Source organism: Streptomyces sp. NPDC051909, from assembly GCF_040681095.1.
Classification (GTDB): Bacteria; Actinomycetota; Actinomycetes; order Streptomycetales; family Streptomycetaceae; genus Streptomyces.
Genome location: NZ_JBFAYA010000003.1, coordinates 281,612 through 294,914, shown reverse-complemented (window position 1 = coordinate 294,914; position 13,303 = coordinate 281,612). Strand labels below are relative to the sequence as shown.

The following is a 13,303-nucleotide window of genomic DNA, read 5'->3' as shown; positions in this document are numbered from 1 at the left end:
GCCCCTCGTGCATTCGGCCGCCTCCGCGCGCTCCGGTGACGCATCCGTCGCCACCCGGTTACGCTGTGGTGCCCAGCTCAGAAGGTGTGCGGGGCGCGGCAGTTGGGAACAGCCCGCACAGGAACCGTGGCGATGGGGGCGGCAGTGACGATCGGCAGTTTCGGACCCGGGGCACAGATTCCCCTCCAGGGCTCGGACGCGACTACGGCGGCGACCCATGCCCTCGCCTCCGCCGCGTACCGCGACAGCCCGGTCGAGGCGATCCTCGACGCCAACAACGACCTGCACAAGTCGACGGTCAAGGAGGGCAAGGCGTCCACGCTCTTCCGTCCCGACCTCGGCGAGGCCTTCTCCCGCGCCGTCCAGGTGCGGATGCTGGGCGGCGCCCGCAAGCCGCTCATCCAGTCCTTCGGCGCCGACCCCCAGCCCGTCGTCGAGCACTGCCTCGCCGCCAACGGCATCCGCAAGCGGCGCGACATCCGGCTCACCCTGGTCACCGTCGTCTTCGGCGTGCTGTTCCTGCCCGGTCTGCTGATCTGGCTCGGCGTCATCTGGCTGCGCCGCACCGCCGCCGGATCCGCCAACAAGCGCACCAGCGCCATCGGCACCGCCCTCCTCGTCGCGGCCGGCCTCTTCGCCCTGCTCGTCCTGGTCAAGCTGCCCTTCGACGGCGTGCTGCCCAACTACCTCCGCGCCATGATCGTGGCCCCGGTCGTCGGCTGGTACCTGGCCCGGCAGATCTGCGAGAACACCGCCAAGGACCTGCGCGAGCGCTGGACCACGCTGCTCAGCGGCGGCGGCCTCGGCGCCGCGATCCCCGAGGCCGTGCCCAAGGACCCCACCGAGAAGACCGCCGAGGAACTGCGCCTCAACCTGGAGAAGCTGGGCGCCGAGCAGCAGTCCAACGTCGTCTTCTACGCGGGCCCCAAGGGAATACTGGGCATGGGCACCCGCTGGGGCAGCTGGACCATGGCCGAGGAGCTGCTCCCGCGCGAAGGCAAGGAGATCCACGACTTCCGCGCCTGGGACGTGGTCCGCCAGATCCACACCGAGCTGACGCTGCTCGAACGCGGCTCGCTCAAGACCGGCTTCCCCAAGCCGACCGTCAAGCACTGGATCGTCTCCCCCGTCGGCGAGGGCGCCGACGAGGTCGCCCGCCCCGACGGCGAGAACATCGTGCACTTCCAGGTGAAGCCGCACGAGATACAGCGCATCTGCAACGACCAGCAGTTCGGCAGTGGGAACCGCCACTATCTGGGAGTCCAGTTCACCCTCTGGGACGGACAGCTCGTGCTCACCATGATGGTGACGGTCACCTCCCTCCACCACACCCTGCGCGTCGAGGTCACCGGCCACGCCCTCGGCCCGGTCCACGGCCTCTTCACGACGAAGCCGAAGGCGAAGACCAAGGAGGTCTCCAAGACCGTCCGGTTCTGGGAGACCCGCGAGATCAAGCTGCCGCTGACCGACACCGACGACGTGGTCCGCCAGGCCGTCCGCGCTCCGCTCACCTGGTTCCCGCCGATCCTGGACTTCCTCGGCGGCAAGCTCGTGCTGCCCGAGCCCTTCGGCCTCCGCCACGCCTGGGCCGGCCAGCCCTGGCGCCACCGCTTCATGGCCGACGACGCCATCCGTACCGCCACCCCGGTGCTCCGCGCGGTGCACGCGGCGACCCTCCGGGTCCTCGACGAGCACAACGTCGACACCGAGCGCTTCGCCGCCCGCTCGCTGGTCCTCAGCGGCGGCATCCAGGACCCGGGCCCGAAGAAGGCCGACGTCTACGACGCGTAGCGCGCCGTACGGCAGTGAGGGGAGCCCCGGACGGGGCTCCCCTCACTGCCGTACGGTCCAGGCTCAGAGGCCGGCCGGCCAGGCGTCGGCCAGCATCTTCCGGGTGTCGGCGAGCAGCTGCGGAAGCACCTTGGTGTGGCCCACCACCGGCATGAAGTTGGTGTCGCCGCCCCAGCGGGGCACCACGTGCTGGTGCAGATGGGCGGCGATCCCGGCGCCCGCGACCGTGCCCTGGTTCATGCCGATGTTGAAGCCGTGCGCGCCCGAGGCCGCCCGCAGCGCCACCATGGCCCGCTTGGTGAACTCCCCGAGCTCCGCCGTCTCGGCCGCGTCGAGGTCCGTGTAGTCGGCGACGTGCCGGTACGGGACCACCATCAGGTGCCCGCCGTTGTACGGGTACAGGTTGAGCACCGCGTACACGCTCGTGCCGCGCGCGATCACCAGACCGTCCTCGTCCGACTTCGCCGGGATCGTGCAGAAGGGACAGCCGTCCTCGGCACCCGGCCCGGTCGGCTTGTTCTCGCCCTGGATGTACGCCATCCGGTGAGGCGTCCACAGGCGCTGGAACGCGTCCTGCGTCCCCACTCCGATCTGCTGCTCCGGCTCAGTCGTCATGCTGTGCAGCATATTGCTTCGCCCGTTCGGAACGTGTCGCCGGGGCGGAAGATCGCTGCACGGGCCATGCTGGTCCGATGAAGGACAGGCCGCCGACTCCTCCGAGGCAGGAGCGCTGGGACCGTCGGATGGAGATCCCCCTGACGGTGACGTCCCTCGTCTACCTCGGCAGCTACGCGATGCGGATCCTCGGCCGCGACCTGCCCACCGGCTGGCGCGACTTCTGTCTCGCCCTCATCTTCGCGTCCTGGGCCGTGTTCGTCGTCGACTACGCGGTACGCCTCAGGCTCAGCGGCCTCGGCCCGCTGCGCTTCGTGCGCCGGCACTTTCTGGACACGGTGGTGCTGATCCTGCCGCTGCTGCGGCCGTTGCGGGTGGTGACCGCGTACGACCGCGCCCAGCGCCGACATCAGGAGCCCCGGCTCACGCTCTACGCCCGCGTCATGGCGTACGCGGGAATCTCCGCGATCCTGCTCGGCTTCGCGGGCGCGCTCACCGTCTACGACCTCGAGTACGGCGCCCCGGGCGCGTCCATCGTCACCTTCGGCGACGCGGTGTGGTGGGCCTGCGCGACGCTGGCGACCGTGGGCTACGGGGACGTGGTGCCCGTGACGCCGGCGGGACGGATGGTCGCGGTGGGCATCATGGCCTGCGGCCTGGCCCTGCTCGGCGCGGTGACGGGCTCGTTCTCGTCCTGGCTGATCCAGGTCTTCCGCCGGGAGGGCGACGAGGACTGACCGACGGAGCAGGCCCCCGGGGAACCCCGGGGGCCTGCTGACCGACTCGTCAGACCTCGTCAGGCCTGGTCAGACCTGGACGCGGCGCTCCACCACGTCGGCCAGCTTCGCCAGCGCGTCCTCGCGCGGAATGCCGTTCTCCTGCGAACCGTCGCGGTAGCGGAAGGAGACCGTGCCCGCGTTCATGTCCTCGTCACCGACGATGATCATGAACGGCACCTTCTGGCGCTGCTGGTTCCGGATCTTCTTCTGCATGCGGTCGGACGAGGCGTCCACGTCGACCCGCAGACCCCGCTTCCGCGCGTCCGCGGCGAACTCCTGCAGGTACTCGACGTGCGCGTCGCCGATCGGGATGCCGACCGCCTGCACCGGGGCCAGCCACGGCGGCATGGCGCCCGCGTAGTGCTCCAGGAGCACCGCGAAGAACCGCTCGATGCTGCCGAACAGAGCGCGGTGGATCATGACCGGGCGCTGGCGCGAGCCGTCCGCCGCCGTGTACTCCAGGTCGAAGCGCTCCGGCAGGTTGAAGTCCAGCTGCACGGTCGACATCTGCCAGGTACGGCCGATGGCGTCGCGCGCCTGCACCGAGATCTTCGGGCCGTAGAACGCGGCGCCGCCCGGGTCGGGGGTCAGCGGGAGGCCCTGCTTCTCGGCGACCTGCTGGAGGACCGCGGTGGCCTCCTCCCACACCTCGTCCGAGCCGACGAACTTGTTCGGGTCCTTGGTCGACAGCTCCAGGTAGAAGTCGGTCAGACCGTAGTCGCGCAGCAGGTTGAGGACGAAGGTGAGCGTCTTGTCGAGCTCCTCCGCCATCTGCTCGCGGGTGCAGTAGATGTGCGCGTCGTCCTGCGTGAAGCCGCGGGCCCGGGTCAGGCCGTGCACGACGCCGGACTTCTCGTACCGGTACACGGTGCCGAACTCGAACAGGCGCAGCGGCAGCTCACGGTAGCTGCGCCCGCGCGCGTCGAAGATCAGGTTGTGCATCGGGCAGTTCATGGGCTTGAGGTAGTAGTCCACGCCCTCGTCGAGCTGCATGGGCGGGTACATGCCCTCGGCGTACCAGTCGAGGTGGCCCGACTTCTCGAAGAGCTTGCCCTTGGTGGCGTGCGGCGAGTAGACGAACTCGTAGCCCTCCTCCTCGTGCCGCTTCCGGCTGTAGTCCTCCATCGTCCGGCGGATGATGCCGCCCTTGGGGTGGAAGACGGCGAGGCCTGAGCCGATCTCGTCCGGGATCGAGAAGAGGTCGAGCTCGTTGCCGAGCTTGCGGTGGTCGCGCTTCTCGGCCTCGGCGAGGAAGTCGAGGTGGGCCTTGAGCTCCTCCTTCGACGGCCACGCGGTGCCGTAGATGCGCTGGAGCATCGGGTTCTTCTCGCTGCCGCGCCAGTAGGCGGCGGCGTTGCGCATGAGCTTGAAGGCCGGGATGTTGCGGGTGGTGGGCAGGTGGGGACCGCGGCAGAGGTCCTTCCAGCACAGCTCGCCGGTCTTGGCGTCCAGGTTGTCGTAGATGGTCAGCTCGCCGCCGCCCACCTCGACGTCCGCACCGTCGTCGGTCGACGCGGAGCCCTTGATGCCGATGAGCTCCAGCTTGTACGGCTCGTCGGCGAGCTCCTCGCGGGCCGCCTCGTCCGTGACGACACGGCGGGCGAACCGCTGCCCGCGCTTCTGGATCTCCTGCATCTTCTTCTCGATGGTCTTGAGATCCTCCGGCGTGAACGGCTTCTCGACGTCGAAGTCGTAGTAGAAGCCGTCCCGGACCGGCGGGCCGATGCCCAGCTTGGCCTCGGGGAAGATCTCCTGCACGGCCTGCGCCATGACGTGCGCGGTGGAGTGGCGCAGGATGTTCAGACCGTCCTCGGAGGAGATCTCGACACCCTCGACGACATCGCCCTCGGCGAGCTCGTACGACAGGTCCTTCAGCTCGCCGGCCACGCGGGCGGCGATGACGGTGCGGTCGTCGGCGAACAGCGCGCCGGCCGTGGTGCCCGCGCTCACCGTCCTCTCCTCGGGCCCGGAGGCGGACTGGACGGTCACACGGACTTCAGACACGGATGCTCCATACATAGGGGCGCGGGCAGACACGAGGTGCCGGCGCCAACGGTGCGCGGCAGAGACGAGGTGCCGCGCGTCACCGATCCTACGGGCTCGCGTGCGGCCCGGTCGCGCCCCGAGGAGCGTTCCTCCGGCTCACGTCTCCTCCGCGTCGCCCCCCTCGTCGAAGAACCCGCCGCCCTCGCCGCTGTCGTGGACCGCCTTCATCAGCCGGTCCCGCTCGGCCTCGTCGACCTGGACGGGGACGACCCCGGTCGCGTCGGTCAGCCGGCGGAAGCCGCCGCGGCTCTCCAGGCGCCCGACGACCCGGATGGGCAGCCCGACCAGGTGGGCGTGGCCGGCGGTGCGGTAGGCCTCCTCGTCGAGGGTGGCGCGGACATGGCCGACCTCGGCCCCGGCCAGGACGCGGAGCCGGACGGTGCCCTCGCCGCGCGGGCCGGAGCGGCGCATGCGGACGACGGTGCCGGTGATGCGTACGGGTACGGAGGGCTCGTCGTTCAGATAGCGGGCGCCGGCCTCGCGCAGGGCGGGCAGGTCGCCGGGCGAGAACTCGACGGGCTCGGGGCGCGCGGCGCAGCCCGCGGGGGTGCCGGCGGCCGGGGACCACTCCAGGGTGATGCCGGCGCCCTCGGTGCCGCGCACCAGGGCGACCAGGGCCTCGGTGAGCTCGCGGCTGACACCGGCCTGCACGGCGGTGTCGAAGGCCTCCATGCCGCCGGTGGCCCGCTGGTAGTCGACGGCCTCCCGGGTCGCGTACAGCGCGTGGTAGAGCCGGACGGAGACGGCGCGGCCGGGGTCGACGGGCAGGAAGGCGGTGAGGCCGCGGCCGCCGGGGGCGGCGCCGACGACGACGGACTCCAGGGATGCCTGGGCCTGCCGCTTGTGGCGGGCGCCGTGGTAGCCGGCGCGGTCGCGGACGGCGAGGGCGCCGGCGAGGAGCAGTCCGCGGGCGGCGCTGCGGAGCTGTTCCTGCACGGGCCAGGGCACGGCCCCGGCGGGTCCCGGCGGCACGTCGCGCCACCAGCGGATCTCGTCGCTGGGGACGGCGAGGCCGGTGAGCACCTCGCGGGCGGAGGGGTCGGCGCTGTGGGCGAGGGCGGCGAGGGCCTCGCCGATGAGGTCGTCGGAGTCGGGGAAGGCCCGGTTCTCGGGGACGAGCAGGCTGGTGCCGCGCCCGCCGGTGCCGGGTCCGGGCGGGGACCAGCGGCTGTAGCGGCCGGCCGCGCCGCCGCGGCGGCGCCAGCCGTGGCGGGCGAGCAGCGCGCCGAGCACCCGGGGGTCGACGCGGCAGGGGTCGGGGGCCTCCCCCGCGTCGGCCCAGGGGCCGACGGGCGCGGCGGGCACGCCGGTCCAGTGGCCGGGGAACTCGCCGGGCGCCGGGTGGGGCTGCGGCCGGAGGGGTGGGGGCACGGTGTGGCCCGGTGGGAGCAGTGGGTCGGGGCCGTGTCCGGCCCCGTTCTCCGGTTCGTCGATCGGCCGGTGCATCAGGGTCTCCCTCCCACGCCGACCCGCGCCATGATCTCGCAGAGCGCCCGGTCGTCGAAGATCCGCGTCGTCGGGATGCGCACGGTGGTCCTGCGGCGTCCCGTGACCGGGTGGCCGGCCAGGTTGATCCAGTAGCAGCAGTGCCGCAGGTCGAGCCGCTCGTGCCCGGCCCGCAGCCAGTCCTCGCGGTCGCGGGGCACGAGCATCACGACCAGGATCTTGTGGACCGCGACGGGGGTGCGGGCGAGCTTCACCAGGTGCTCGTTGTCGAGCGTGAAGGAGAAGGCGCCGCTCGCGTCCCGCCGGGTGCGCGGCGGTAGCTGGTAGGTGCACTTGAGCTGCACCTTGATGGTCACCTCGTCGTCGACGGTGTGGTCGGGAGCGCTGTGGCTCACGTGCCAGTCGATGCCGTTGTCCGGAAACGGCTGCGACAGCGAGCAGCCGGCCGCCGCCGCGACCGCGTGGAGGTATCCGACCTGGAGGGTCTCCATGCAGGCGGTGGTGGCGAGCGAGCCGCGCAGCGGTGCCGCCCGCTGGGGCGGCAGCCCGTCCGACGCGGGCTGGGCGAGCGCCATGTCAGTTCCCTTCCCCGTCACCTGTGTTGTCACCGGCCCGCGTACGGCGCAAACAGCCCGGGTATCAACGATTCGGGCAGGGGGCTGGCCATCTGCCGTGCATGTGCGAGGAGTTCGGGATGACGACGCACTGGTTCGACGGGCCCCTGGCCGCGTTCGACACGGAGACGACGGGAGTCGACGTCGAGGAGGACCGGATCGTGTCCGCCGCCCTCGTCGTCCAGGACGCGGCGGGCATGCGGCCGCGGGTGACACGCTGGCTGGTGAACCCCGGGGTGCCGGTGCCGCCCGGGGCCACCGCGATCCACGGCCTGACGGACGATCATCTGCAGCGCAACGGGCGGTGGCCGTCGCCCGTGATGGAGGAGCTGGCCCGGGCGATAGCCGAACAGAGCGCGGCGGGCCGCCCGTTGGTGGTGATGAACGCGCCGTTCGACCTGACGATCCTGGACCGCGAGCTGCGCCGGCACCGGGCGTCCTCGCTGGGCCGCTACACGGAGCACGTGCCGCTGTGCGTGCTCGACCCGCGGGTCCTGGACAAGCACCTGGACCGCTACCGCAAGGGCCGGCGGACGCTGACGGATCTGTGCGAGCAGTACGAGGTGGTGCTCGACGGCGCGCACGACGCGGCGGCGGACGCGAAGGCCGCGCTCGAGGTCGTACGGGCGGTGGGGCGGCGGTTCGCGTCCCGCCTGGAGCGGCTGACCCCGGCGGAGCTGCACACCCTGCAGGCGGTGTGGCACGCGGCGCAGGCGCGCGGTCTTCAGGCCTGGTTCGCCCGGCAGGGCACTCCGGAGACGGTGGACCCGGCATGGCCGCTGCGTCCGGAGCTGTCGACGGCGGCGTGAGCGGGGCGCGAACGACGGCGGGACGACGACCGGAACGGCGAAGGCCGGTCCGTCGTGTGACGGACCGGCCTTTTCCCGGTGGGCGATACTGGGATCGAACCAGTGACCCCTTCGGTGTGAACGAAGTGCTCTCCCGCTGAGCTAATCGCCCGGGCAACGGGTGAAACCATACAGGCCCGGACGGGCTTCGTTCAAACCGGATCAGGCGGGGCGCGCGTGGGGTGCGCCCTAGGTACGCAGGTGGGCGGCGAGGCCGCGGCGGCCGCCGCGCATCATCAGGGCGTGGTTGGCCCGGAAGAAGGGCCGGCCGGGGACGGCGAGGGCGCGCATGAGGGGGCTGCGGACCTCGACCTCCTGCTCGTAGACCGCGCGGGTGCCGGCGCCCTCGGCGCTGAGGGTCCAGCGGGCCCAGCCGTCCAGGTCTCCGGACATGCCGACCTCCAGCACCCCGGCGTCGGGGTCGCGGCGCCGGGCCTGGGCGGTGACCACCAGGTCGTACGGCAGCAGGGAGCGGAAGCGGGCGGTGCCGGTGTGCTCGTCGAGCGGGACGACCTCGCGGACCTGCGGCCACCAGAGCGGGTAGTCCTCGGCCCGCTCCAGGACGCCGTAGACGGCGGCGGGCGGGGCGGCGAGACGCCAGACGCTGCGGAAGCGGTAGCGGCACCAGTCCATGGGCCCAGTGTGGGCTACTCAGGGCCGGATCTGAGTATCCGAGCGCATCCCCTTTCGCCGTGCCCGGCGCCACACTCCGGCTATGAACACCTCCCTGCCTCCCGCGGAAGAGCTCGCGCTCGTCGACCGCGAACTGGCCCGACTCGACACCCACCGGGCGCAGTTGCTGCTGCGCCGGGACTGGCTGGTACGGGTTCTCGACGCGCAGCGGGCCGCGTCGGCCCTGCCGGCGGCCGCCCCGCGGCCCTGGCCGACGCCCGGCACGGTTCCCGGTGCGGTGCCGCGCCCGCCCGAGGCGACCCCGCGCAGCACCCAGAACGTGCTGCTCACCCTCGGCGGCGTGCTGCTGACCGTGGCCGCGCTCGTGTTCACGCTGGTCAGCTGGGGCACGATGGGCATCGGCGGCCGGTCCGCGGTGCTCGCGGTGGTGACGTCGGGCGCGCTGTTCGCGCCGGTGGTGCTGCTGCGTCGCGGTCTGGTGTCCACGGCGGAGTCGGTGGCGGCGCTCGGTCTGGTCCTGACGGTCCTCGACGCGTACGCCCTGCACCGGGTGGCGCTGCCGGAGACCGGCGGTCTCGGCTACACGGCGGCCGCCTCGGCGGTCCTGGCCGGCGCCTGGGCGGCGTACGGCTCCGCCCTCCCCCGCCTGCGCACCCCGCTCCCGGCCGCCGTGGTGGCGGCCCAACTGCCGCTGACGCTGGGGGTCCTGGCGGCGGACGGCGGGATCACCGCGTTCGCCTGGGCGGCGCTCGGCACGGCCGCCCTGGACGTGGCGGCGATGGTGTGGCTCAAGGTTCTGCCGGTGCGGGTGACGGCCGGGGTGGGTGCGGCGGGTCTGGGCGGCTGGGCGCTGCTCGCCGGCCTGGGGCTCTCGCTCACCTCGCCGGTGAGGGCGCTGCCGCTGCTGCTCGCCTGCGCCGTCGTGCTGCTGTTCCTCGCGGTGCGCCACACCCCTTCGGCGCTCGCCTCCGCCTCGGTGGCGGGTCTGGCGGGGATCGCCGCGCTCGGCGGTCTGCTGCGGTCCGGGGTGCCGGAGGCGTGGATCGTCCCGGGGTACGCGCTGTGCGCGCTGGCGCTCACGGGCGCCGCGGTCTGGCACCGGGGTCCGTGGGCGGGCCCGCGGACGGCTCCGGTGGCGCTTGCGCGGCCGCGTGACGGTCTGGCGCTCGCGGGCGCCGGGGTGCTGGGCCTCGCGACGCTGTGGGCGCTGCCGCCGACCGTCCTGGCCCTGCTCGACCCGCGGGTGCGCTCGACGGCGGTCTGGTCCGGGGAGCACGCGGAGCGGACGCTGTCCGGCTACCCGGCGACGGCGTCGCTGGTGCTGCTTGTGGTGACGGCCGCGCTCGTGGCCGTGCCGCGTCTGTGGGCGAGGGGGGCCGCGCTCGGGCTGGCGTGGGCGCTGGTCGTCGGCCTGCCGGTGGCGTTCGGCCTGCCGTACGGGGCGTCCCTCGCCGTCCAGCCGGCGGCCGCGGCGGCGGCCCTGGCGGTGGCGGTGCGCCCGGCACCGGTGGCGCGCCGCCTCGACGGTGCGACGGAGGTCCTGGCCTGGCTCGGCTTCGGGTTCGGCATGGCCTCGGGCCTGGCCGCGGTGGCACCGGCGCTCGACTCGCGGGCGGCGACGTTCGCGGTGCTCGGGGTGCTGGCGGCGCTGTTCGGCGCGGTCGCGGTGTTCGGCGACGGGCTCCGGCGGACGATGGCGGCCTGTGCGGCCGTTCTGACGGTGGCGGGCCTGGTGGGGGCCGGGTCGGCGGCCGGGGGCCTGTCGGAGCCGGTGACGGGTCTGCTGCTGCTCGCCGTGCCGGCCGGGACGGGCGCCCTGGGCGCGTGGCTGCGCCGCCGTCCGGTGTCCGTGGCGGTGGAGGCCACCGGCGCGGCCGTGGGGCTGTTCGGGGTGGCGCTGACGGCCGAGCGCCCGGCACTGCTCGCGCTGGGTCTGGCGCTGGCCGGGGTGCTCGCGGCGGCGACGGCGGTACGGCCGGAGCGGCGCCCGGTGGCCTCGTGGGCGGCGGCGGTGCTGTTCCTGCTCGCGACCTGGGTGCGCCTCGCGGTGTGGGAGGTCACGACCCCGGAGGCGTACACCCTGCCGGTGACGGTGCCGGCCCTGGCGGTCGGCGTGCTGCGGCGACGCCGGGACCCGGAGGCGTCCTCGTGGACGGCCTACGGGCCGGGGCTCGCGGCCACGCTGGTGCCGAGCCTCTTCGCGGCCTGGGCCGACCCGCACTGGACGCGTCCGCTGCTGCTCGGCCTGGGAGCGCTCGCGGTGACGCTGCTCGGCGCGCGGTTCCGGCTGCAGGCGCCCTTGCTGCTCGGGGGCTCGGTGCTCGCCCTGGTCGGACTGCACGAGCTCGCGCCGTACGTGGTGCAGGCGGTGGGCGCGCTGCCCCGCTGGCTGCCGCCGGCCCTGGCCGGTCTGCTGCTGCTCGCGGTGGGCGCGACGTACGAGCAGCGCCTGCGCGACGCACGCCGACTGCGCGAGCGGCTCGGCCGGATGCGGTGAACGCCGAAGGCCCGGAGACGGATTCCGTCTCCGGGCCTTCGGTCCGGGTGGGCGATACTGGGATCGAACCAGTGACCCCTTCGGTGTGAACGAAGTGCTCTCCCGCTGAGCTAATCGCCCGGGTGCACCGCAAACATTACCGCATGTCAGCGGTGCTTCCGAACCATCACCGGCTCACTCGCTCACTCGTCGATCTTCCACGGCATGACGAAGCCGAACTTCCACAGGTAGATGGCGAGCAGCACGCCGATGATCACCAGGCCGATGCTGGTGAGGATGATGTTCCGACGGCGGACCCTGGGGTCCAGGGCGCGCTGGGCGGCCTCGGTGACCTTTCGCTTGGTCCAGCGCAGCACCAGCTGGGCCCAGACGAACTCGGTCGCCCAGATCGCCATGCCGGCGAAGATCACCAGCCAGCCGGGGCCGGGCAGCGGCAGCATCACGATGCCGGCGCCGACGACGGCGAGGCCGACGACGAAGACGCCGACCTGCCAGCTCAGATGCAGGGTCCGGCGGGCCTTGATGAACTCCGGCGCCCGGGAGCCGAGCGGCGCCCCTTCGGCACCCCCGGTCGTGTCCGGGGTGGTCTCCTGCCGCGCACCCTTGTCCCCGTCGGCCGCGGACTCCCCGGTGCGCTCGTCACTCTCCGCATTCATGACCCCAACTTACCGGACCGCCTCCGACTGTCGAAATGGAGCTATTACCCAAAGTCACACGCGCCCATACGAGCTACCTGAACGATCACAAAACAGACAGAGGGGTTTACAACGGCACCGTAGGTGGCATGTCGATTTCGCCGACGTGCGAATCCCCGAGCGCACACTGAGCGAAAGGCCCTGGCGCTTATGAACACCACGGTCAGCTGCGAGCTGCACCTGCGCCTCGTTGTGTCGAGCGAGTCCTCACTGCCTGTACCCGCGGGCCTGCGGTATGACACGGCCGATCCGTATGCCGTGCACGCCACCTTCCACACCGGAGCCGAGGAGACGGTCGAGTGGGTCTTCGCCCGCGACCTTCTCGCCGAGGGGCTGCACCGGCCCACCGGCACGGGCGACGTCCGGGTCTGGCCGTCCCGCAGCCACGGTCAGGGAGTCGTCTGCATCGCACTGAGTTCCCCCGAGGGCGAAGCCCTGCTCGAGGCCCCGGCGCGGGCCCTGGAGTCGTTCCTCAAGCGGACCGACGCTGCCGTGCCACCGGGCACCGAGCACCGCCACTTCGACCTCGACACGGAGCTCTCCCACATCCTGGCCGACAGCTGAGGCCAGGCCTACAGCCGCACGGCGCCGTCCGACTCGGGGAGACGGCGCCGCGCGGACAACCGTGCACGTCCCTCATCGGCGCTCCCACCGCGCAGCCGGCGCGGTGGGAGCGCCGATGCCCGTTTCCGGGTCCACGCTAGAGTCAGCGCAATTCGCGGGCACCCGCCCGCAGCCGGCCAGGGAGCGAATCGTGCTGATCCCTCACGACACCCGGATCGCCCTCGACACCGTCGTCGATCTGATGAACACCGCCCCGGAGGGGGACCGCGACGACGCGCTCGGGGACATCCAGGCGCTGCAGTCCTTCGTGCACGCCCACAAGATCAGTGACGTGGGCCAGCTCGGAGCGGCCGACCTGCGCGCGGTGCGCGAGGTGCGCGACCGGTTCGCGGCGGTCTTCTCCGCGCCCGACGCCCGGATCGCCGCCACGCTGATCAACCAGCTGGTCGCGGCGGCCGGCACCACCCCGCAGCTGACCGACCACGACGGCTACGACTGGCACGTGCACTACTTCGCGCCGGGCGCCTCGGTCGCCGACCACCTCGGCGCGGACTGCGGCATGGCACTGGCCTTCATCGTCGTCGCGGGCGAGCAGGAGCGGCTGCGCCGCTGCGAGGCGCCGGACTGCGGCCGGGCCTTCGTCGACCTCTCCCGCAACCGCTCCCGCCGCTACTGCGACAGCCGCACCTGCGGCAACCGCCTGCACGTCGCCGCCTACCGCGCCCGCCGCAAGGAGGCCGCCGGCTGATCCCGGGAACGGGCTCGGGCGCCGGCC

At 72.8% G+C, this 13,303-nt stretch carries 12 protein-coding genes and 2 tRNA genes; 6 read left to right on the top strand and 8 right to left on the bottom strand.

Annotation, left to right across the window (positions count from 1 at the left end; translation table 11 throughout):
• Positions 1 to 132: 132 nt before the first annotated feature.
• Positions 133 to 1,791: a hypothetical protein gene (locus tag AB0M18_RS06905; protein ID WP_365755745.1), complete on the top strand. Its 1,659-nt coding sequence runs from the start codon at positions 133 to 135 to the stop codon at positions 1,789 to 1,791.
• Positions 1,792 to 1,854: 63 nt separating this feature from the next.
• On the opposite strand, the gene AB0M18_RS06900 is transcribed toward AB0M18_RS06905, so the two are convergent.
• On the bottom strand, positions 1,855 to 2,418 hold the full coding sequence (locus AB0M18_RS06900) for an HIT domain-containing protein (protein WP_265865414.1): 564 nt from the start codon (positions 2,416 to 2,418) through the stop codon (positions 1,855 to 1,857).
• Positions 2,419 to 2,534: 116 nt separating this feature from the next.
• Between AB0M18_RS06900 and AB0M18_RS06895 the strand changes: the two genes are divergently transcribed.
• Complete coding sequence (locus tag AB0M18_RS06895; RefSeq protein WP_365755743.1) at positions 2,535 to 3,143, top strand: potassium channel family protein; 609 nt, start codon at positions 2,535 to 2,537, stop codon at positions 3,141 to 3,143.
• A 69-nt stretch (positions 3,144 to 3,212) separates the two neighbouring features.
• Here AB0M18_RS06895 and thrS read toward each other — a convergent pair whose 3' ends face one another.
• The 3 genes from thrS to AB0M18_RS06880 form a co-directional block, all read right to left on the bottom strand.
• On the bottom strand, positions 3,213 to 5,189 hold the full coding sequence (thrS, locus tag AB0M18_RS06890) for a threonine--tRNA ligase (protein ID WP_365755742.1): 1,977 nt from the start codon (positions 5,187 to 5,189) through the stop codon (positions 3,213 to 3,215).
• 138 nt (positions 5,190 to 5,327) lie between these two features.
• On the bottom strand, positions 5,328 to 6,677 hold the full coding sequence (locus AB0M18_RS06885; protein ID WP_365755741.1) for a hypothetical protein: 1,350 nt from the start codon (positions 6,675 to 6,677) through the stop codon (positions 5,328 to 5,330).
• Positions 6,677 to 7,252 carry a DUF4365 domain-containing protein gene (locus AB0M18_RS06880; protein WP_365755740.1) on the bottom strand — a complete coding sequence of 192 codons (576 nt, stop codon included), beginning with the start codon at positions 7,250 to 7,252 and terminating at the stop codon, positions 6,677 to 6,679. Before AB0M18_RS06880 ends, AB0M18_RS06885 begins: the two co-directional genes overlap by 1 nt.
• 119 nt (positions 7,253 to 7,371) lie before the next feature.
• Between AB0M18_RS06880 and AB0M18_RS06875 the strand changes: the two genes are divergently transcribed.
• Positions 7,372 to 8,100, top strand: coding sequence for a 3'-5' exonuclease (locus AB0M18_RS06875; protein ID WP_365755739.1), 729 nt, complete (start codon positions 7,372 to 7,374; stop codon positions 8,098 to 8,100).
• A 79-nt stretch (positions 8,101 to 8,179) separates the two neighbouring features.
• Here the strand turns inward: AB0M18_RS06875 and AB0M18_RS06870 are convergent.
• Both AB0M18_RS06870 and AB0M18_RS06865 read right to left on the bottom strand, forming a co-directional pair.
• A tRNA-Val gene (locus tag AB0M18_RS06870) sits at positions 8,180 to 8,251 on the bottom strand.
• 77 nt (positions 8,252 to 8,328) lie between these two features.
• A complete protein-coding gene (locus tag AB0M18_RS06865; protein WP_365755738.1) occupies positions 8,329 to 8,772 on the bottom strand; it encodes an SRPBCC family protein in 444 nt (147 codons plus the stop codon).
• Positions 8,773 to 8,854: 82 nt separating this feature from the next.
• On the opposite strand from AB0M18_RS06865, the gene AB0M18_RS06860 reads away from it, so the two are divergent.
• Entirely contained in the window at positions 8,855 to 11,269 is a 2,415-nt protein-coding gene (locus AB0M18_RS06860) for a hypothetical protein (RefSeq protein ID WP_365755737.1), read from the top strand.
• A 48-nt stretch (positions 11,270 to 11,317) separates the two neighbouring features.
• Here the strand turns inward: AB0M18_RS06860 and AB0M18_RS06855 are convergent.
• Positions 11,318 to 11,389, bottom strand: a tRNA-Val gene (locus tag AB0M18_RS06855).
• Between the two features lie 62 nt (positions 11,390 to 11,451).
• Positions 11,452 to 11,925 (bottom strand): TIGR02611 family protein, encoded by a 474-nt coding sequence (locus AB0M18_RS06850; protein WP_365755736.1) that lies wholly within the window; start codon positions 11,923 to 11,925, stop codon positions 11,452 to 11,454.
• Between the two features lie 189 nt (positions 11,926 to 12,114).
• On the opposite strand from AB0M18_RS06850, the gene AB0M18_RS06845 reads away from it, so the two are divergent.
• Positions 12,115 to 12,528: an SsgA family sporulation/cell division regulator gene (locus tag AB0M18_RS06845; RefSeq protein WP_015032345.1), complete on the top strand. Its 414-nt coding sequence runs from the start codon at positions 12,115 to 12,117 to the stop codon at positions 12,526 to 12,528.
• A 190-nt stretch (positions 12,529 to 12,718) separates the two neighbouring features.
• Positions 12,719 to 13,276, top strand: coding sequence for a CGNR zinc finger domain-containing protein (locus AB0M18_RS06840; RefSeq protein WP_365755735.1), 558 nt, complete (start codon positions 12,719 to 12,721; stop codon positions 13,274 to 13,276).
• The last annotated feature ends 27 nt before the right edge of the window (positions 13,277 to 13,303 follow it).